The sequence below is a fragment of the Botrimarina colliarenosi genome, assembly GCF_007859955.1.
GTDB classification, from domain to species: domain Bacteria; phylum Planctomycetota; class Planctomycetia; order Pirellulales; family Lacipirellulaceae; genus Botrimarina; species Botrimarina colliarenosi.
Map to the genome: position 1 here is coordinate 1,989,839 of NZ_SJPR01000001.1, position 19,373 is coordinate 2,009,211.

The window sequence follows — 19,373 nt, forward strand, 5'->3', positions numbered from 1 at the left end:
AAAGTTCGGTCGCCTGTGTAGCTGAGCGCCAGTATAAGCCGGCGCGTGCCGCCGATGGCTTGGGGTGGCCCCCTCTTGAGACAAGAACGCCCCCTCGGGGGTAGCGATCAATTCGACACGGGGGCCGTGTCGTCGTCGAACGTTTCAATCTCGCCTTTCACCTCGGAGTCGCCTTTCCCATCGGTGTCGCCAGCGGCCGGAAGGTCGCGCCGGGGGCGGAGGATGATTTTGTCGCCGACCACTTCGAGCGACTCGAACCGGCTTAGCACTTTCGCGAATTTGGGGTCGCGATTGATTTTGACCGCCAAGTTCTGGCCGGCGAGCGTCCCAAGCATCCACGGCGGCAGCGGCGAGCCGTTGACCTTGGCGTCGGCGAGGGTGACCGTCAGCGCGCCGTTGCGCATCGCCACCTCAAAGTCGACCGAGGCGTTGAGGAACCGCCCCCCGCCGCCAGGCAGCTCGTCCATCGGCAGGCTGAGGTCGCCACCGACGCGGCCGTCCTCAATCCGCAGGAAGACCTTGCCGGCGAGGTCTTTGTTCTCGTTGATCAGGCCGTTGAGCTCTTCGGCGGTGATCTCGAAGTCGGGCGGCGCCCCGTCCTCGCGTATCGCCTTGGCGAACGCGTCGAAGCGCGCCGTGATCTGCTCGACCCGCGCGGCGGGCAGTTCGACCACCTCGATCTTGGCCGGCTCCTCGGCCGTGAACTGGTTGATGTAGGCCGCGCCGCGAAGTAGATCGCTAGCGGCACGCCCACCAGGAGCAGCAGCATCAGGATCGCCGTGATCAGGCAGCCCCAGAACAGGCAGCCCCGGCCTTGCCGCGGTTCGCGCTGCTCGGGCAGGGACTCGGGTGGCTGCTGGTCGAAACGGGGATCGTCGACACCGAAGGACATCGCGATTCGCGGTGAGCAAGGGGATACGAGGGGGACGGGACCAGCGTAGCACAGCGCGGCCGCAACACGGAACTTGGGCCCGTGCTTGCCATTCGCGGCCGGCTGGGCGATCTTGGCCGGCATGCCCGACCCCGATTCCGCCACCCGTGATCGCCTCGCGGTCACCCGAACGAAGCTCGCCAACGAGCGGACGCTGCTCGCCTACATCCGTACGGCGGTGATGCTGGTCGCCTCGGGCGCCACGCTCTGGCGGCTCCAGCCGACGGGGCCGATCGACCGGACGCTTGGCGCCGTGACGATGGGGGTGGGGCTCGCCGTGCTGGCGGTCGGCCTGTTCCGGTTCTACAGCACGCACGGCGCGATCGACGGCGATGACGCCCCGCGCGAGGGCTGAGCCCGCCGTCAGGCTGCGGCGCGGGGACGGGCGCGTGGTTCCTCGGCCGGTTGATGGACGGGCTGCGCGATCTCGTCGATCAGCTCCATCTTCAGCGCCTGCTCGGCGTTGAGGTACCACTGGTTGTCGCCGGTCCCGTCGAACCACGACTCGGGCACGTCGGTGTAGCGGCGGTAGACGTCGCGGAAGCGGTCCAACTCGCGGCGATCGACGTCGAAGTCGTCGCCCGGCTCGAAATCGTTGACGTGCACCGACAGGAGCGTGTTGGGCGTTGCGGCCCGCTTGCCGGTGGCGGCGGCCAGGATCACCGTGCCGGCCGAGTAGCAGCCCCCAATCGCCGTGACGTTCACCGGCGCCTCGATCGCACGCATCGTATCGACGATCGTGAAGGCCGAGTCGACCCAGCCCCCCGACGTGGCGATCCGCAGGTCGATCGGCCGGGCGGGGTCCAACGCGTCGAGATAGATCAGGCGCTCAACGACATGGCGGGCGACCCGCTCGTTCATCCCCTCGCAGACCAGCACGATCCGGCTCTTGAGGAGCGGCTCGTTGGGGTCGATCGGTTGGTGGTTGTAGCCCGACTCGTTGAGGCGATCGATGAGGTGGTCGATGGCGGGTTCGGCCAGGTACTCGACGCCCCCCACGTACTCGGCCGAGGCCATCACCTCTTCGGCCAAATCGCTGGCCGGTTTGCTAATCCCGATGCTCGCCAGTAGCAGCAGCACCAAGGCGAGCCAGCCGAGAACTGCAAAGACGGTTTTCATGCGGAGCCTGAGGGGTCGATCAATTCGGTGCGAGGACGTGCCGGCGGTTACCCGATCGTTTAAAGTCAGTCGCGTGAATCGACCTCCCTCCGACGCCGACGCCCCCCGAGCAGCCGCCCTCGCCTGGCTCATGGGCCGCGTCAATTACGAGCGGACCAAGGTTATCCCCTACACGGAGGAGTCTCTCAAGCTCGACCGCATCCGCGAGCTGCTGCGGCGGCTCGGCGACCCGCACGTCGGGCAGCGGATCGTCCACATAGCGGGGACCAAGGGGAAGGGGTCGACCGCGGCGATGATCGCGGCGGCATGCGAGGCGGCGGGGCTGCGGACCGGGGTTTCGAGCTCGCCCCACCTCGAGCGGCTTGAGGAACGCTTTGCCGTCGGGGGCCACCCCTGCACCGCCGCCGACCTCGTCGGGCTCGTCGAGCGGGTGCGGCCGATCGCCGAGGCGATGGACCGCGAGCCGGTCGGCGGGCCGACCTACTTCGATCTTACGACGGCGATGGCGCTGGCGCATTTTGCCGACCGGGCGGTCGATGCGGTGGTGCTAGAGGTCGGCTTGGGGGGGCGACTCGACTCGACCAATGTGGTGACGCCCGAAGTGGCGGTCGTCACAAGCATCAGCCTCGACCACACGCTGCTGCTCGGGGCGACGCGCGACAAGATCGCCGTCGAGAAGGGGGGAATCATTAAGCCTGGCGTCCCCGCGGTGAGCGGCGTCGCCGACACCGAGGCGGGCGACGTCCTCGAGCGGATCGCCGCGGAGCGGGCGTGCCCTTTCTGGCGCCGGGGGCGTGACTTCGACCTGCAACGAGACCTTCCGTCCGACGGGGGCGCCTGGCGGTTCACCCGACGACAGGAAGACGGCGCGACCGAGACCATTGATGGCGTCGCCCCCGCGCTGCCGGGAACGGCCCAAGCGGAGAACGCCGCGGTGGCGCTGGCGGCGCTCGGCGTGCTCGCCGACCGCGGTTGGCGGCTGCCGATCGAGGCGCGGCGGGTCGGCGTGAACACCGGTCGCCTCGCCGGGAGGCTGGAGCGCTTCGAGGGCGACCCAACGATCGTCATTGATGGGGCCCACAACGACGCCTCGGCCGCGGCTCTGGCCGAAGCGCTCGACGCGTTGTGCGGCCCAACGCCGCGCGAGCGGCGGGTGCTGGTCATCGCGGTGAGCGACGACAAAGACTTGGGTGCGATACTCAAGCCGCTCGCGCGACGCTTTGGCTGCGTGATCGCAACGCGGTTTCAGGACAACCCGCGTGCGGCTTCACCGGAAAAGGTCGCCGAGGAGGCTCGGCGATGGGTCATCGAGGGCGCCGTCGTCCAGACGGCCCCGACGCCCGCCGCGGCCTGGGAGACGGCCCGGCGGCGCGCCGCGGGGGGCGGCGCGGGGGGCGGCGCGGTCGTGTTCACCGGCTCGCTGCTCTTTGCAGCGGAGGTCCGGCGGTTGGTCGTGGCCGAGCGGGGCGCCCCGCTCGGCAGACCGGCGTGAGAGCGTGGCGACTGGGTCAGGCGGGCGCCACGCCCCGGTGCTTCCCCCCTGGGAAGGCTTGCATTGGTTTAGAAGCGGCGTGACGTCATCAGCTCGAACGCAAACTCGTCGTCAAGCGTCAGGGCCTCGTCCGCCATCGGGTTGACCGGCCGGACCGCTTCGCGGCGGACGGCTTCTTCGTCGCGGACTTCTTGCTGCAGCTGCTCGACGAGCGAGCGGATATGCGGGTCGGCCCAAGGCAGCAAGTCGCTGGGGCGGAATCGAGGCTGCGTGCGTTGGGTCATGCCGTGAGTTTCGGCGTCTGCTAGCACAACAACGCAGCGAATCTTTCGAGTGGCGACCATGGTGTCGTTCCTTTGTATTCCGGATGGAGGAGATGTTGGGATAAGGGACCGACTGGCGCCATCGGCTCAAGCCCGGCTGGGGGTGGCGTTGAGCGGCGGTGGGGCGCGGCGGGCGGTCCGGAGGGCGGGTCGCTCGTCCCTCGAGCGTCGACCTCGAAAGACCTTAGAAGCACGGGGCGTGCCAATCCGTCCTGCCGAAGCCGCTAGCACCCTGAATCCGCCGGAAGACGCCGGTTTCGCCCCGTGACGCCTCGGCGAAGGGGTCACCCCGTTGGTAACTCTTGCAAACGGGTTTACCGACAGCGGGCCGTCAGCGGCTCCCTTACCGACGCGGCTCGGCGGATCGCTGCGGCGCCTTGCTAGCGGGCTGCGTCGAGCTTGGCTTGCATGCGATCCACCGCCAGCCGCAATGCCGCGTCGGCAACCAGAGGGTCTTCCACCTCTGGCGTCAGTTCGATCAGGCGCTCGGCCGCCACGAGGTCGCGCTGGCGCCGCCACTCGTACCAGGCGACCCGCTCCGCGTCGGTGAGGGGGACCTCGGCGCCGGGGTCGGGCGAGACGCCCCAGGGGGCCTCCTCGGGCGTGCCGGGGAGCCGATGGATGTTGACGCCACTCGGGCGCCAGTAGCTAGCGGTCGTCAGCTTTAGCAAGCTGTGCTTCGGTTCGAGGTCCAGGAGCTGCTGGACCGTCCCCTTGCCGTAGGAACGTTGCCCGACGACCACGACCCGGCCGTGGTCCTGGAGGGCGGCGGCGACGATCTCGCTGGCGCTGGCGGTGTCGCCATCGACGAGGACCGCCAGCGGCAAGTCGGCGAAGGGGCCGTCTTGGGTGGTGGTGTAAGCGTCGAGGACCTCGCCGTCGCGGCCCCGGGTGCTGACAACCAGCGAGTCGGCCGGCAGCAGCAGCTCACCAACGTCGATCGCCGCGTCGAGCGCCCCGCCGGCGTTGCCGCGGACATCGAGGACGACCGCCTTGGCGCCGTCGTCAACCGCTTGCCGCAAGGCGTCGGCGAGCTCTGCGGCGGTCTTGCTGCCGAAGATCGTAATCCGCACCAGCGCGATCCGCGGATCGTCCTGCAGCGGGTAGACCCAACCGCCGTCGGCGCTGTGCCGGTCGCCGATCACCGAGGGGACGCGGATCACCTCGCGGACGAGCTGGAACGCCTCCTCAGACCCGTCCTCGTGCCGGACCGAGACCGCTACCGGCGCGCCGGGCTTGCCCCGCATGAGCGACACCACGTCTTGTAGGCCGAGCCCCGCCGTCGCCTTGCCATCGACCGTGAGGATGAGGTCTTTCGCGCGGATTGGCGACTCGTAGGCCGGCGTTCCTGGCTGCGGCGGTTCGACGACGACGACCCGGGGAGGATCGCCGTCGAGCCCAACCCGTACGCCCACGCCCCCGAACTCCTGCCGCATGTCGGCGAGCAGCGGCTCGGCCGAGCTCGGTGCGAGGAACCCAGAGTGGACGTCGCCCCGCTGACGGAGCACCGCGACCATGCCGCTGACCGCCCCGGCGAACAACTCTTGGTCGGGGGGCTCTTCCAGCGCGAGGTCGTCGACCAGCTCGTAAGCGCGGCTGACGTACCGGACGTAGGGGTTTCGCTCTGAGCGAGCGAAACAGAGCAGCCCGACCGCGATCCCAATGAAAAGCACCGTAAGGTTGCGTCGCGACATCCGGAGCGGCCGATCGAGCGGAGAGTCTGGTCCGCCGGCAGTATCACTCGGCAGGGCGTCGTTGGCCACAGGCCGCCGCCCACTTCGTCCGAATCAGGAGGACCTAATCGGGCGGACTCCGTCAGTTCGAGGGATCGTTCGAGGGCTGGCGACGGAACCTTTGGAGCTTCGTCCGGAGGGCGGCATTGGCGGCTGACAGGGGTTCGTCGGCGGCGTCGCCGGCAGGCGAGACGATCGGCTCGGCGTGGACCGGGACGGCCGCGGGGCTGACCTGCGGCTGGGCGGACCCTGAATGGGCGGACCCTGGCTGGGCGACCGGCGACGGGGCTCTCCGACTCTGGGCTTCCTCGGGAGTCGCCGGCGCCTTGGGGGCGAAGAACCGGCCCAGCGGCCCGCACAGCAGCGCCGGCAGCATCACCAAGTCGCCGATCAACGCGACCGCCAAGATGGTGATCATCAGCGTGCCGAACTGCTGCGTCGGCGTGAAAGTGCTCACCGCAAACACGGCGAGACCCATCCCGCCGATGAGAGTTGTCTGCATCATCGCGGTGGCGCAGCGGTCGAACGCCTGCTCGGTCGCGCTCCGGCGGTCGAGCCCGCTGCGGATGCCGCGGCTGAACCACGTTACAAAGTGGAGCGTGTCGTCCACGGCGACGCCGAGCGCGACGCTCGCGGCCATCATGATGCCGATATCGACCTTAATGCCGATCCAGCCGATCACGCCAAACACCATGACGATCGGGAAGACGTTCGGCAGCATCGAGGCGACGCCCGCCGGGGGGCTGCGGAGCACGAACATCATGACGCAGGCGATCAGACCGGTCGCCCAGATGATGCTCTGACGCAGGCTCGTGAGCAGCTCGCGCTGCGTCTTGTAGACCAGCGGCACGATGCCCGTGTAGACGGCGGTCGCTTCGGTCGGCGGCGTCGCTTCAACGCCGGGCGCCGTGAGGGCGAGCGTCGCGACGTCGACGCCCTTGAGCGGCGCCGCGTTGGCGGCGTTGAGCGTCACGACCGCGTCGAAGCGCTCGGCCAGTTGCTGAAGCGTCTGGGCCCGCCTCTCGGGGTCGGCGGCTTGGAAGGTCGCCAGCGGGTAGACGGTGAAGTCTTTCGTCGCGGACGACTGTAGCAGGTCGGCGAGCCAGGCTTCGGGCGAGCCGGGCTTCGGCAGCCAGGGATTCTCGGGGTCGTTCGTGTCGGTCAGCAGACAGACCCGCGCCTCGTCGAGTGGTATCCCCTGGGCGGCGAGTTTCGCGACGAGTAGGTCCCGCACTTTATAAGCGTCGAGCACCGGCTCGATCTTGCCGCGCAAGTCTTCGACGAAATGGCCGTAGTCAACGTCGCCCAAGGCGGTGACGCGGGCGCTGACGCGCCACAGCTCGCGGCCGGTCCGTTTGCCGTCGGTCTCCTCGGCGAGGAGGTACTCATTCAGGTCGCGGCGCGACGACTCCATCGCTTCGCTGGTGGCGGACTCGACCGCCCGTCGGGCCGAGGCCGACCCGCCCGCGTCTTGCGGCTTCGCCCCAAAGGTGGCGGCCGAGAGCGCGCGGCTCACCTCGTCGAGCGACTCGACCTGGGCCTGCAACGTACGGACGAGCTCCGCCCGCTCGTACATCGTCATCCGGTAGCGCGGCTTCGCGTCGTCGGCCTGGAGATCGACCGCCTTCTCGTAGGGCGAGCGGAGTTGGTCGTCGTCGAGGGCGACGATCACCTCCATCGGGACGAGGTTGCCCAGGTTGGCTTCCAGCCACGCGTAGTCGTGGATCAGGTCGCAGTCTTCATCGAGAAGGCCAAGCAGTTGGACCGACGTATGGATCTTCGGCAAGCCGAGCGCCGCGATCCCCATCAGCACCAGGCAGCACGTAAGGGTCAATGTGTGACGCCGGGTTACAAACCTAGCTAGCGGGGCGTGCCATGCCGGATCATTTGCACCTGCAGGTTGCAAGAAGTTGCGGTAGATAAGATCGAGTAGAGCGAAGTGTCTCCTGTATGGTACGAATGAAAAAAGGTGCCAAGGCATCGACTGACGCTCGCGTGGCTCTTTCGGCATTCTCCTGTTTTTATCTTCGACGACCCGTCGGCTGGGCGGGAATCGGTGCAGGAACACCGGCATGATCGAGAACAAGAGGGCCACCGCCACCATGACGCCGATGGCGGAGAAGATGCCAAACTTCTGGATCGGGAGGATGTCGCTCGCGGCGAGCGACCCGAGCCCCACCGCCGTGGTAAACGCCGCCAGCAGGCACGGGACCCAAGCGACGCGCACCGCACGCTCGACGGCGCCGAACTGCCCGCGGTCGATCCGCTCGTCCTTGTAGTAGTTGACGAGGTGGATCGCCCCCGAGAGAGCGAGCACGTAGACCACCGCCGGCATCGACATCAGGATGGCGTCGGCGGTCCCCAGTCGGGGTTGGCTGAGCCCCATCAAGAACATCTCGAAGCCGCCGAACCAGTAGACGAGCGACAGGCTCATGCCGGCGCTGGCGCCCGCGGTCCAGAAGACCATGGCGGTGATCTTCTTGCTGCGGAAGCAGAGGTACGCCAGCGAGATGCCGACCAGGCCCGAGAGGCCGGCGAGGCGGATCAGCGTCCGTTCGCCCTCGATGTCGATCGTGATGTTGTCGACCGGCGGGCCGCCCATGTGGATCGCCTCGAGCGGCACGCCGCACTGCTCGTGGGCGATGTCGCGGACCCGCTCCACGGCGACTCGCATCTGCCGGTTGCTGTCGGTAAGCCGGTCGTCGAGGTACGCCAGCAGGCAGGTGACCCGCGAACCGTCGCCGAGCGTCTCGCCATCGGGGCCGATCTTCTCGGGGCCCACCAGCGCGCCTTCGAGCCGCTCGATGGCGGCGTTGCGGCTGAGCGACGCGGCGCCGGTCGTCAGCGTCTCGACCGTGTCGGGGCCGGTGACGACGCGTGGGTACCAGGCCCAGTCGCCTTGATCGTCTTTGACCGCCCGCAGCTTCTGCTCGAGGAGCCGCATCTTCTCGGTGTTGCCGAGCGTGCAGCCGTCCCAACTAATGAGAATGAAAGAGTCGTGCGCGAAGTGGTCGCGGAACCACATCAAGTCGGCCGACTCGGAGTAGTTCGCCGGCAGCCAGTCTTCGGCCTTGTTGGTGTTGCTCTCGAGCGCTTTGCGGGCGCCGCGGGGGATAAACACCAGGGCGAACGTGACCGCCAGCGAGATCCACAAGTAGTGGGACAGACCCCAGGTCCGGCGCGATAGAAACGACTCGCTGGGAGACCCGTCGCCGGGCTCGCCATTCGGCGGACCGCCAGCAGCGTCGGGAGGCGTAGGCGACATAGCAGGCGGGGCGAAGAGGCGGGCGAATCGGGGCGGACGGCAATGCGGCGGCTGCTCCGCAGCCCGAACCAACTTAAGCCGCCCAGCCGCCAGCGCCTACGCCAAGCGGGTTGGGCGGGCCCCCCAAGTCGGCCCTGACTGGCGGAGTAGCCGCCGCGGTTTGCCTAAACCGCCTACCAGTAATACTCCGTACCCGCCGTGATTCCGCTGTAGAACGCGTCGCCCGAGATGTGAAGCTGGTTTGCCGCTGGGTTGAAATCGATCTGGTTCGGCGCCAGCGCCAGGCCGGACGCGTACATAAACTCCCACCCCGCCCGGAGCGACAGATTCGGTCGCAGGTGGTAGCGGGCCGTAATCCCCCCCTGTGCGATGTACGAGACACCGTTGACGTGGAGGTCGCGACCGAAGTTATTCAGAACCACCGACGTGTCGTTGGGGTCGGTATAGGTCAAGTTGGTCGTCGCCCGGGCGTCGTTGATATAGAAACCGTGCTTCGACTGGACCGACACGTTCCAGCGGTCGGTCTCGTACGTCAGACCGCCACCGAGTTGGAAACCGAACAAGTTATTGCTCGCACGGATGTTCATTGCCCCATCGGTGTCGCTCTGCTGCATGGCCTCGTCGCTCTCATAAAACTGTGTGTTGCCAACTCGGTTGAACGTCACCAAAGGCGCGTCAAGAACGATCCCTTGTGCGTTCCAGTCGAAGCGCTCCCCGATGTCGAAGTACCGCAGTCCTGCGAGGTAGTCCCACGAGAAGCCGGGCTGAGCGCGACGTACCCACTCGCCTTGGGGAGTCATTTCCATCCGGTCGTGGCGCATCCGCTGCGCGACGCTGTAGTTCCATTCCCAGCTATGGAAGTCGCTGGAGTACTCCGTCTGCATCGACCTAGCACGGTCTAAGGAGGTGTAGGACGGAATGAAGTCAACCCGCGTCGGGCCCGAGTTGTCTATCGACTGGGGGCCGTGCAACCCTCGCTGGTCAACGACTTCGACGGTGGCGGGAAGGGTGTTTTGCGGAGAGTTGCCGAACACGTCGGATTGGAGTTGGAAAAGACCTTCGCCTGCATCGGTCAGTTGCGCTTCGGCGCCAGTTCGTTCATTCCACTCGGAACCACCGAAGACAACCATCTCGAAATTGTGGTCGCGGTTGGCGATATCACGAAAGAGAAACCGGCCAAGCGCTAGTCGACCCGAGCCGTCGTATCCGGGGCTGCTCTCGCTAAGCGAGTGTTGCTGGACAACGGCGGTCGAGCGGAAGAGGAAGGCGTTGATTGATCCCACGGACTGGTCGAACGCGCTTTGATATTCCTCCACTAGCACGAAGCCATCGCTGTCCCAGGTGCGCTGCATGACGACGGCGTCGAGGTCGGCGTACCACAGGCCGCGTCGCAACCAGCTGCCACTGCTCTCGGTGATCGCCGGAGCGTCGGCGCCGATCGACATCTGGTCGTACTGCGGCGCCGGGATCGGCGAGAGGGGCTGGAAGCGGACCTCTCCCACGGGCGTGGGGACCATCTCCGCGCCCCCTTCGGCGCCCCCTCCGGCGCCGTCGAGCAACGCCGACATCGGGTCGTACGACGGCAGCTCTGCCGGGGTCGGCTGAACCTGCGCTCCGGCCGCGGTTGCGAGGCCGGATAAGGCGACGGCTGCTAAAATCGTGAACACGGGATGAGCCACGGAAAAGTCTCCTCGTTTCGTTGTCGACGGGGTGTCGTCGACGCCCTCTGCGCCTCGCGGCGTGATGTGCCGTAACGGGGCTCCGGTACACGACGGAACCGGGTCCGATAGCGGCCTCCTTCCCGCGGGGCGCCCCCCTGCGGGCGGCGACACTCCAGTCGCCTGTGCCAGTTAATCGACCTGGCGCAATCGTTAATGCAGAAATTGCCGGCAGAATCCGCAGAACGCCCCCGATTGGTATTGCCGCCGCAGTCGCTACAGATTGCCGGCGGCGGACGGTTGGACCCGGCGGGCGGTCCGGTAGAATGGCTCCCCCGGTCCGATGGTCTGTCGGGCCCCCCCTCTCCAGCCCCCTACGCTTGTCATGGCGGTCGATCCGTACGCCCCCTGCCCCTGTGGCAGCGGAAAAAAACTCAAGTTCTGCTGCTCCGACCTCGTCGGCGAGATCGAGAAGGTGCAGCGGATGCTCGAGGGGGATCAGCCACGCGCCGCGCTTTCCCACCTCGACAACACGCTAGCCAAGTCGCCGGGGCGGGCGTCGCTGCTCGACATGAAAGCGTCGATCGAGATGTCGCTGGGCGAGATCGAACGCGCCCAAGAGACGATCCGCCAGCACCTCGTCGCCGATCCGCAGAACCCCAGCGCCCACGCCCAGGCGGCGATTCTCGCCGCTAGCAGGGAGGATGACGCCGACGCGCCGCTGGCGCCCGAGTCGACCAGCCGTCAAGCCGTCGCCCATCTGCAAGACGCCCTCGAGCGGGTCACCGAGTCGATCCCCGCACGGGTGCTGCAAGCTATCGGCGCCGTCGGGCAGGCGCTGCTGGCGTCGGGCGACCTGATCGCCGCCCGCGCCCACCTGTGGCTTTACCAAGGCGTCGCCGGCGACGAGGACACCCGGGCGATGGAGTTGCTGATGCGGCTCAACCGCGTGCCCGAGCTGCCGCTGCTGCTCCGCGATAATCTGTTCCTCCGTGAGGCCCCCGCCGGCCATCCGGTCGAGGCGCAGCACGACCACGCCCAGCTGCTCGCCAGCCGCGGGCAGTGGCGCCGCGCCGCCGAGCTGCTCGACGAGCTCTGCCTCAAGCACCCGGACGTCGCCGAGTTGCCGTACAACGCGGCCGTCGTTTCGGGCTGGTTGGGCAACCAAGAGAAGTTCGTCGCCGGGCTCCGCCAGTTCGCCCAGATCGTCGCCGGGCAAGCGGGCGACTCCCTGCCAGACAACGCCTTGCCCGACGACGCCATCGAGGCCGAGGCGATCGCCCAGCTGCTCGACACCCTCACGCGCGAGCCGGGCAGCGACGTGGTGCGCCTCACCTACGAGGTCGCCGACGAAGAGGGGCTCATCGACCGCCTCACCCGCGACAAGCGGACCGCCGCTTACCGGATGAGCGAGTCCGAGCTCCACGCTTTGGACGGCCCGCCGCCGCGGCACACCTTCCTGCTGCTAGACCGCCAGCTGCCCGAAACGGGCGTCGAGATTACGGCCGACGCCACCCCGCGGATCGTCGGCGTGCTGTCGTACTTCGGTCGCCAGACCGGCCGCACCGAGCGGCTCGAACTGGTGACCGACCGCGACGAGCAGATTGACGAATCGCTGCAGACGCTCGCCGCGGTTGGTGGCGACGCCCTCGGCGCGAAGTCGGACGAAGAGGTCATTGGCGAATCGGCGTCGGGCTCGTCGTCGATGCGGTCACGCTGGCGGTTCCCCGACGACACGCCGGTCGCCGACCGGCGCCGGGTCGTGGCGGAGGAACAGCGGCGCGTTCTGCTCGACGTCTGGCCCGCCAAGCCGCTGGCGAAGCTCGACGGCAAGTCGCCCGCCGAAGCGGCGACCGACCCCGCGCTGCGGCTGCCGGTGAACGCCGCGTTGATGGTCCTCGAGCAGACGAACGGCGCCTCGGTCGAGGCTGAGCTGTTTAACGAGCTGCGGGGCCGACTCGGCCTGTCGCCGGCCCCCGCGATCGACCCGAAGCGGGTCGACCTCGAGACGATCCCGCTGTCGCGGCTCGGACGCGTCGATCTGGCGCAAGCGTGTGACGACGACCTCTACTCGCTCTACAAGCGGACCGAGCTCGCCGGCGCCACCGAAGCGGCCCGGATGGTGGCCCGCGAAGCCGTCACACGCCCCGGCCTTGCCGAGGACCTTCCGCCGGAAGACCTCTACGGCCGGCTGGCGGCGCTCGAGCCCGAGCTCGAAGACGCCCTGGCGTGGATCGACCGCGGCCGCCAGGCGGCCGAAGCGAGCGGCCAGAGCAACGCGAACTGGGACCTGGCGGAGCTCGAGATCCGCGTCATGGAGGGGCAGTTCGAGGAAGCGAACCGGCTGGTCCGTCACCTCCGCGACGAGCACCTGACCGAGAAGGGCATCCCGGAGCGGCTCTACCAGCTGCTGCACGCGTTGGGCGCTGTCCCCTCGGCGGAAGAAATGGCGCGGATGCCTGGCGGGGGCATGCCGCAAGAGCCTGAGATGGCCGGCGCCGAGGCGGGCGGATCGAAGCTCTGGACCCCGGGCAGCGACGAGCCGTCGGGCGGCGGCTCAAAACTCTGGACGCCCTCCTAAAGAGTTTTAGACAGGATCAACAGGATTGACAGGATTTCTGATCATCCTGTCGATCCTGTAAATCCTGTCTAGGTTTCTTTATGAAGGCCCCGTCGATCGACGATGTCGCGGCGATGCGCCGGGCTTTGGAGCTCGCCGCGCGCGGCGAGGGCTTCGTCGAGCCCAATCCGATGGTCGGCTGTGTCGTTGTCCGCGACGGAGTGATCGTTGGCGAGGGCTGGCATGAGCGTTTCGGCGGCCCTCACGCCGAGGTGAACGCCCTCGAAGCGGCCGGCGCGGCGGCGCGGGGCGCGACTCTCGTTGTGACCCTCGAGCCGTGCTGCCACACCGGCAAGACACCGCCGTGCGTCGAGGCGGTGCTCGCCGCCGGCGTAGCGCGCGTCGTCATCGCAACGCGCGACCCGTTCCCCAAGGTCGATGGCGGCGGCGTTCGCGCGCTCGAAGCGGCTGGCGTCGAGTGCGTTGTCGGCGTCGGCGAAGCAGAGGCCCGCCGGCTGCTCGCGCCCTACCTCAAGCTCGTCGAAACCGGTCGCCCGTGGGTGATCGCCAAGTGGGCGATGACGCTCGACGGACGCATCGCGACCGAGTCGGGCGACAGCCAATGGATCTCGGGCGAGGCGTCGCGTGCCCGCGTCCACCAACTGCGCGGTCGTGTCGACGCCGTCATCGTCGGCGCAGGAACGCTCGTCGCCGACGACCCGGTGCTCACCGCACGCCCTGAGGGCGCCCGCTTCGCGACACGGGTTGTCATCGCTGGCGGCAAGCCGCTTCCGAAAGAGCGAAAGCTTTGGCTCAGTGATGGGGTCGGGCCTGTCCTGGTCGCGACGGCGCCCAATTATCCCCGGCGCAACGCCGACTACCTAAGTACTCATGGAGTCGAGTTCCTAACGGCCACACCCGCAGAACTACTGGATGAACTCGGCCGCCGAAAGATGACGAACGTCCTCGTCGAAGGCGGCGCGAAGTTGTTCGGCAAGCTGTTCGACGAAGGCCTTGTTGACGAAGTGTGGGCGTTCATCGCTCCCAAACTCATCGGCGGCACCGGCCCCAGCCCCGTTGGAGGTGAAGGCGTCGCTCTAATGCGAGACGCCCTGACGTTCACCGAAGTCACCCAAGAATCAATCGAGGGCGACTTGCTTATCCGAGGACGATTAAAAAGGGCACGCGAAGGACGCGAATAAGCGCGAATGCTGATTACGCATCCGCGATCATCGGCGTCAATCCGCGGCGCCTTTCTCTGGAATACTACGAAACCAGCTCCATTGTCGCCCAGCAGCTCGGGTCCTCGTCGAACGGCATCGCCGGCCCGTTGGCGAAGGTCTGCAGCCCCAGCTCGCGATCGACCACGGCGTAGTTGAAGCCCATCTTCGTCTGTTGGGTCGGGTCGTAGCCCGTCATCGCCACGGCCGGCACGAAGGCCGCCAAGCGGTAGCCGGTCTTGGTCGTCTTGGCGACGACTTGCAGCTCGCGCGGCCGCACGGGTCGGGCGTTCTCTCGCGCGCGGTTGATCAGCAGTTGATCGGCGAGCGGCTCGGCGTCGCCCCGGCCGCCGCCGGCGGGGGTGAAGATGAAGCGGTTGCAGAACTTCGACGCGCGGTGGATCGTGTGGGTCGCCCGCGTGTCGATCCAGACGTGGAACCCATCGCTCTCGTCGAGGCGCGTCTCGCGACACCACGGCGCCTGCTGCTTGCCGTCGACATCGACCCAGAAGGCGAGCCCCTCGGGCGCCCACGCCATCCGGACATCGGCGAACCTCCGCTCGCTCGCCGGGGTCTCTCGGTCGAGCCCCGCCAGATCGGGCAGCCGGTGCTTCTCGCTCAACGCGACCCCCTTGGCCGACCAGATCGGCTTCTGCGGCCGCACCGGCACGCAGAACTGGAAAAGGTACCGCGGCGCCAGCAGCGTATTGAGTTGGTTCGGTGCGTCGGCCACGGCAAATTCGATGTGGGGAAGGTGCGACGGCGAGCCGGCGACGCAAGTCGTCGGAGGAACCCTCACTCTACCCTTCTCCCGCCACGAAGCGGAACCACCCATGAAAGGTGTGGGAGGGGTCTCCGACCCCGATTACGCGCTCCATGCCGTTGCGGACAGGACGCCGTAATCGGGGTCGGAGACCCCTCCCACAGATATCCGGCCTCCTGGCGGTTCCCCCCGCATGCCGGAGGGGGCCGCCACCCGCTATGATCCAAGCGCTATGATCCAAGCTCGGTCGCGGGGTACGGACACCCGCGGCCCGTCCGGCGCCCCCCCCGTAACGGGGCGCACCACCGCTAACTGGAAGGCCCCGCCGCCATGCTCACGGTTCAACTCCCCGACGGAAGCTCGCGCCCCTTCGAAACTGCTGTCACCTGCCGCGAGGTCGCCGAGGCGATCGGGCCCGGCCTCGCTAAGGCGGCCATCGCCGCCGAGGTGGATGGCGTGCAGCGTGACCTCGCCTACCAACTGCCCGCCGAGGGCGAGGCGGCCGTCCGCTTCCTCACCAAGCGCGACCCCGAGGCGCTCGGCGTCATGCGCCACAGCTGCGCCCACGTCATGGCCCAGGCCGTGATGCGGCTCTACAAGGACGTGCAGCTGGCGTTCGGACCGACCACCGGCAGCGGTTTCTACTACGACATGCTCCTCCCGGAGCCGATCAGCGAGGAAGACTTCCCGAAGATCGAAGCGGAGATGAAGAAGATCGTCAAAGAGGACCTCGCCTTCGAACGCCTCGACAAACCGCGCGACGAGTCGCTGCAGCTCTGCCAAGAGCTCGGCCAACGCTTCAAGGTCGAGCACGTCGAGACCGGCCTCGGCGACCAAGACGAGCTGTCGTTCTACCGCCAGGGCGAGTTTGTCGACCTCTGCCGCGGCGTCCACATCCCCTCGACCGGGCACATCGGCAAGGCGTTCAAGCTGCTCAACGTCGCCGGCGCCTACTGGAAGGGGGACGCGAGCCGTGACCAACTCCAACGGCTCTACGCCACCGCCTTCTTCGATAAGAAAGAACTCGCCGACTACCTCACCCAAGTCGAGGAAGCCAAGAAGCGCGACCACCGCGTGCTCGGCAAACAGCTCGAGCTCTTCACGATCGACCAGAAGGTTGGCTCGGGGCTCATCCTCTGGCTCCCCAAGGGCGCGGTCATCCGACAGACGTTGGAGGACATGCTCAAGGCCGAGCTCACCAAACGCGGCTACGACGCGGTCTACACACCGCACGTCGGCCGGGTCGAACTGTACGAGACCTCCGGTCACTTCCCCTACTACCGCGAAAGCCAGTTCCCGGTGCTCTGCGAGCACGAGGCGGGTTCGCTGGTCGATACACTGGTCGAACGCCTCCGCGCCGGTGAGATCGAACCCGACGAAGAGGCGAAGCTGATGGACGCCGCGCGGCTGCTCGGCTTCGACGGCGACATAAAAGAGGGCGCCACAGCCGCCGAGCGCGCCGCCGCGCTCGACGTCTGGGCTCATAAGCACGAGCGCTACCTGCTCAAGCCGATGAACTGCCCGCACCACATCATGATCTACAAGTCGAAGCCGCGTTCGTACCGCGACCTGCCGGTGCGGCTCGCGGAGTTCGGCACCGTTTATCGCTACGAACAGTCGGGCGAGCTCTCTGGCATGACCCGCGTCCGCGGCTTCACGCAGGACGACGCCCACCTGTTCTGCACCCCCGAGCAGGTGCCGGCCGAGTTCCGTGGCTGCCTTGAGATGACCCAGTGGGTGCTCGAGTCGCTCGGCATGACCGACTACCGCGTGCGGCTCGGGTTCCGCGACCCGGACAGCACGAAGTACGTCGGCGCCGAAGCGTTGTGGGACGAGGCTGAGGCGCAGCTCAAGGCCGTCTGCGAGTCGATGGACCTGCCGGGCCTCTCGATCGAGCCGGGCGAGGCGGCGTTCTACGGCCCGAAGGCCGACTTTGTCGTCACCGATTGCATCGGCCGCGAGTGGCAGCTCGGCACCGTGCAGCTCGACTACAACCTGCCGAGCGCCGACCGCTTCGGCCTGGAGTACATCGGCGCCGACAACAAGTCGCACCGCCCCGTGATGATTCACCGGGCGCCGTTCGGCTCGATGGAGCGGTTCCTCGGCGTGCTGATCGAGCACTTCGCCGGCGCGTTCCCGCTGTGGCTCGCCCCGGTGCAGGCGCGGGTCATCACCGTCAGCGAGAAGTCCGAAGCGTACGGCCGCGAGGTCGAGACGCGGCTCAAGGCGGCCGGCCTCCGCGTCGAGGGCGACTACCGCGGCTCGAAGCTCGGCGCGAAGATCCGCGAAGGCCAGCTCGAGCTGGTGCCGTACCTCGTGGTGGTCGGCGAACAAGACCGCGACAACGGCACGGTCGCGCTAAGAGACCGCATCGACGGCGACCAAGGCTCGTGCACGGTCGACGAGGCGATCGCGCGGCTCAAGCAAGAGGTGGCGGACCGCCGCGTACGGCAGGTCGCGGAAACGGCCGCGGCTGATTTGTCGGCGAAGGCGGTGGGGAATGAGTATTGAACCTCGACTGCAAAGGTTAAGACGTGCTTCTGAAAATGGAAAAGCGTGTCGGTCCTGATAGTCGAATCAGTGTCGTAGGCCGGAACAAGCGAAGCGCTGGTGCGGCGTGAACCCGTGCACAAACGCCGACAACACCGCCCGCCGGGCCTTCGCTTCGCTCGTTCCGGCCTACAAGAGGGGCGGCAGCGCGGGTGGCCCCGGTTCTTGAACCGGAGTGGCGTAGCCACAAGAGGTTGATCCAGCGGGACGCCATCTCCCTCAATCGTGCCAACCGGTGACGGTACCTCTTGTCGCCTGTGGCGACCCAGGTTCGAGAACCTGGGCTACCCCTGACGCGATGTTGGCGGGGTGGCGCAGTGAAGTAGGCCGGAACAAGCGTAAGCGCTGGTCCGGCGTGAACCCGGGCGTGGACGCCGACAACACCGCTCGCCGGACCTTCGCTTCGCTCGTTCCGGCCTACAAGAGGGGCGGCAGCGCTTAGCGACCACTCACTCGGGAAGACGCCCGGTCTCGACTGCCGGCCAATCACCGCGGAGCGCCTTGAGAAACGCCACCAGCTGGGCTTGTTCCGTGGCGGTCAGGTCGAGCGGTTCGAGCAGCGGGCTTAAGAACGGATTCGCCTCGCCCCCCTTCACGTACCACGCGACCACCTCGTCGAGCGTCGCTTGCGAGCCGTCGTGCATGTACGGTCCGGTCTCGGCGACGTTGCGGAGGCCGGGCGTCTTGAAGGCGCCGCGGTCGGCCTCGTCCTTCGTGACGAGGTAGCGTCCCCAGTCGAGTTCGTCCTCGAGCTCGGCAGGGATCGGCTCGTCGGCGTTGCGTCCCGCGAGACGCTGCATGCCGACGCCCAGATTGTGGTACGACTCGTCCGAGTAGTTGGCGCCCGCGTGGCATAGCGTGCAACCGGTGCGCTCACCGAAGAACAACGTGGCGCCACGCCGGGCAGCGTCGGATAGCGGCTGGGCAACGGCTTGCGCTTCCAGGCCAGCCAGCTCGGCAGCCAGCTCAGGATCGTCCTCGACGCCGGCGTTTCGCAGCTGTCGACGTCGCTCGGCGATGTCCCATGCGCTCGGCCCGCTGACGAGAGCACGCTCGAACGACGCGATCGCCCGGCCGGCGTTTTCGATCGTGAGCCCCTCGCCGGGAAACACTTTCTTGAACTGCAAGACGTAGCCCTCGACGTGGCGGAGCATCTCCACGACGGCGCCGTGGGTGAAGCCCATCTCGATCGGGTTCACCATCGGGCCGATCGCCTGCTCTTCGAGCGACGCCGCCCGGCCGTCCCAGAACTGGGCGCCCGAGAGGACCCGGTTCGCCGCCGTGGGCGAGTTGCGGCGCCCCTGCTGCCCCGCGACGCCGACGCCGAACTGCGTCGGGAAGGCGTACCCGTATTCAGGGGCGTGGCACGAAGCGCAGCTGACCGTGCCGTCGCGCGACAGGCGGGGGTCGAAGAAGAGCTGGCGGCCGAGTTCGATCTTCGCGCGGGTCAGCGGGTTCGCCCCGGCGCCCGGCGGGTCGATCGCTTGCAGGTCGGCGGCGCCCGCGGCGAGGCCGAGCGGCAACTCGGGACGCAGCTCGCGATGGTTGGCGGGGTCGGCGAGCCAAGCTCGGATCGCCTCGATCGTCAGCGGCCCCTCGCCTGGAATCCCCGTTAGCAGGCCGCCCTCCCCCAGACGCACCGTTTCGATGGCTTCGGAACGGGTCCCGAAGCACAACGACACGAGCAGCAAGAGGGCGATCGTCCGGGGCATGAATCGGGGCGTCCAGGCGGGGGGAGAGACGTGGCGTCTCTCCCCCA

Annotated in this window: 13 protein-coding genes; 5 read left to right on the forward strand and 8 right to left on the reverse strand. The window is 67.7% G+C overall.

Annotated features, from left to right (window positions below):
* Window positions 1-107: 107 nt before the first annotated feature.
* Window positions 108-674 carry a hypothetical protein gene (locus tag Pla108_RS07910; protein ID WP_146444316.1) on the reverse strand — a complete coding sequence of 189 codons (567 nt, stop codon included), beginning with the start codon at window positions 672-674 and terminating at the stop codon, window positions 108-110.
* A gap of 303 nt (window positions 675-977) precedes the next feature.
* Here Pla108_RS07910 and Pla108_RS07915 point away from each other — a divergent pair, with 303 nt between their 5' ends.
* Complete coding sequence (locus Pla108_RS07915; protein WP_146444317.1) at window positions 978-1,286, forward strand: DUF202 domain-containing protein; 309 nt, start codon at window positions 978-980, stop codon at window positions 1,284-1,286.
* Window positions 1,287-1,294: 8 nt separating this feature from the next.
* Here the strand turns inward: Pla108_RS07915 and Pla108_RS07920 are convergent, their stop codons facing one another.
* Window positions 1,295-2,050 (reverse strand): ATP-dependent Clp protease proteolytic subunit, encoded by a 756-nt coding sequence (locus Pla108_RS07920; protein WP_197526348.1) that lies wholly within the window; start codon window positions 2,048-2,050, stop codon window positions 1,295-1,297.
* A 73-nt stretch (window positions 2,051-2,123) separates the two neighbouring features.
* Between Pla108_RS07920 and Pla108_RS07925 the strand changes: the two genes are divergently transcribed.
* The gene (locus Pla108_RS07925) at window positions 2,124-3,542 is read left to right on the forward strand and encodes a bifunctional folylpolyglutamate synthase/dihydrofolate synthase (protein WP_197526349.1); all 1,419 of its coding nucleotides are present in this window, start codon (window positions 2,124-2,126) and stop codon (window positions 3,540-3,542) included.
* Between the two features lie 68 nt (window positions 3,543-3,610).
* Here the strand turns inward: Pla108_RS07925 and Pla108_RS07930 are convergent, their stop codons facing one another.
* The 4 genes from Pla108_RS07930 to Pla108_RS07945 form a co-directional block, all read right to left on the reverse strand.
* Window positions 3,611-3,886 carry a hypothetical protein gene (locus Pla108_RS07930; protein ID WP_146444320.1) on the reverse strand — a complete coding sequence of 92 codons (276 nt, stop codon included), beginning with the start codon at window positions 3,884-3,886 and terminating at the stop codon, window positions 3,611-3,613.
* A 359-nt stretch (window positions 3,887-4,245) separates the two neighbouring features.
* The gene (locus Pla108_RS07935; RefSeq protein ID WP_146444321.1) at window positions 4,246-5,559 is read right to left on the reverse strand and encodes a S41 family peptidase; all 1,314 of its coding nucleotides are present in this window, start codon (window positions 5,557-5,559) and stop codon (window positions 4,246-4,248) included.
* Window positions 5,560-5,680: 121 nt separating this feature from the next.
* The gene (locus Pla108_RS07940; RefSeq protein ID WP_146444322.1) at window positions 5,681-8,863 is read right to left on the reverse strand and encodes an efflux RND transporter permease subunit; all 3,183 of its coding nucleotides are present in this window, start codon (window positions 8,861-8,863) and stop codon (window positions 5,681-5,683) included.
* 173 nt (window positions 8,864-9,036) lie between these two features.
* Complete coding sequence (locus tag Pla108_RS07945; protein WP_146444323.1) at window positions 9,037-10,542, reverse strand: BBP7 family outer membrane beta-barrel protein; 1,506 nt, start codon at window positions 10,540-10,542, stop codon at window positions 9,037-9,039.
* Between the two features lie 364 nt (window positions 10,543-10,906).
* Between Pla108_RS07945 and Pla108_RS07950 the strand changes: the two genes are divergently transcribed.
* Window positions 10,907-13,102, forward strand: coding sequence for an SEC-C domain-containing protein (locus tag Pla108_RS07950; protein ID WP_146444324.1), 2,196 nt, complete (start codon window positions 10,907-10,909; stop codon window positions 13,100-13,102).
* An 80-nt stretch (window positions 13,103-13,182) separates the two neighbouring features.
* Window positions 13,183-14,283, forward strand: a complete 1,101-nt coding sequence (gene ribD, locus Pla108_RS07955; RefSeq protein WP_197526350.1) for a bifunctional diaminohydroxyphosphoribosylaminopyrimidine deaminase/5-amino-6-(5-phosphoribosylamino)uracil reductase RibD — start codon at window positions 13,183-13,185, stop codon at window positions 14,281-14,283.
* Between the two features lie 64 nt (window positions 14,284-14,347).
* Here the strand turns inward: ribD and Pla108_RS07960 are convergent, their stop codons facing one another.
* Window positions 14,348-15,034 (reverse strand): hypothetical protein, encoded by a 687-nt coding sequence (locus Pla108_RS07960; protein ID WP_146444325.1) that lies wholly within the window; start codon window positions 15,032-15,034, stop codon window positions 14,348-14,350.
* 360 nt (window positions 15,035-15,394) lie between these two features.
* On the opposite strand from Pla108_RS07960, the gene thrS reads away from it, so the two are divergent.
* Complete coding sequence (thrS, locus tag Pla108_RS07965; protein WP_146444326.1) at window positions 15,395-17,575, forward strand: threonine--tRNA ligase; 2,181 nt, start codon at window positions 15,395-15,397, stop codon at window positions 17,573-17,575.
* 488 nt (window positions 17,576-18,063) lie between these two features.
* Here the strand turns inward: thrS and Pla108_RS07970 are convergent, their stop codons facing one another.
* The gene (locus Pla108_RS07970; protein ID WP_146444327.1) at window positions 18,064-19,326 is read right to left on the reverse strand and encodes a cytochrome-c peroxidase; all 1,263 of its coding nucleotides are present in this window, start codon (window positions 19,324-19,326) and stop codon (window positions 18,064-18,066) included.
* Between the last annotated feature and the right edge of the window lie 47 nt (window positions 19,327-19,373).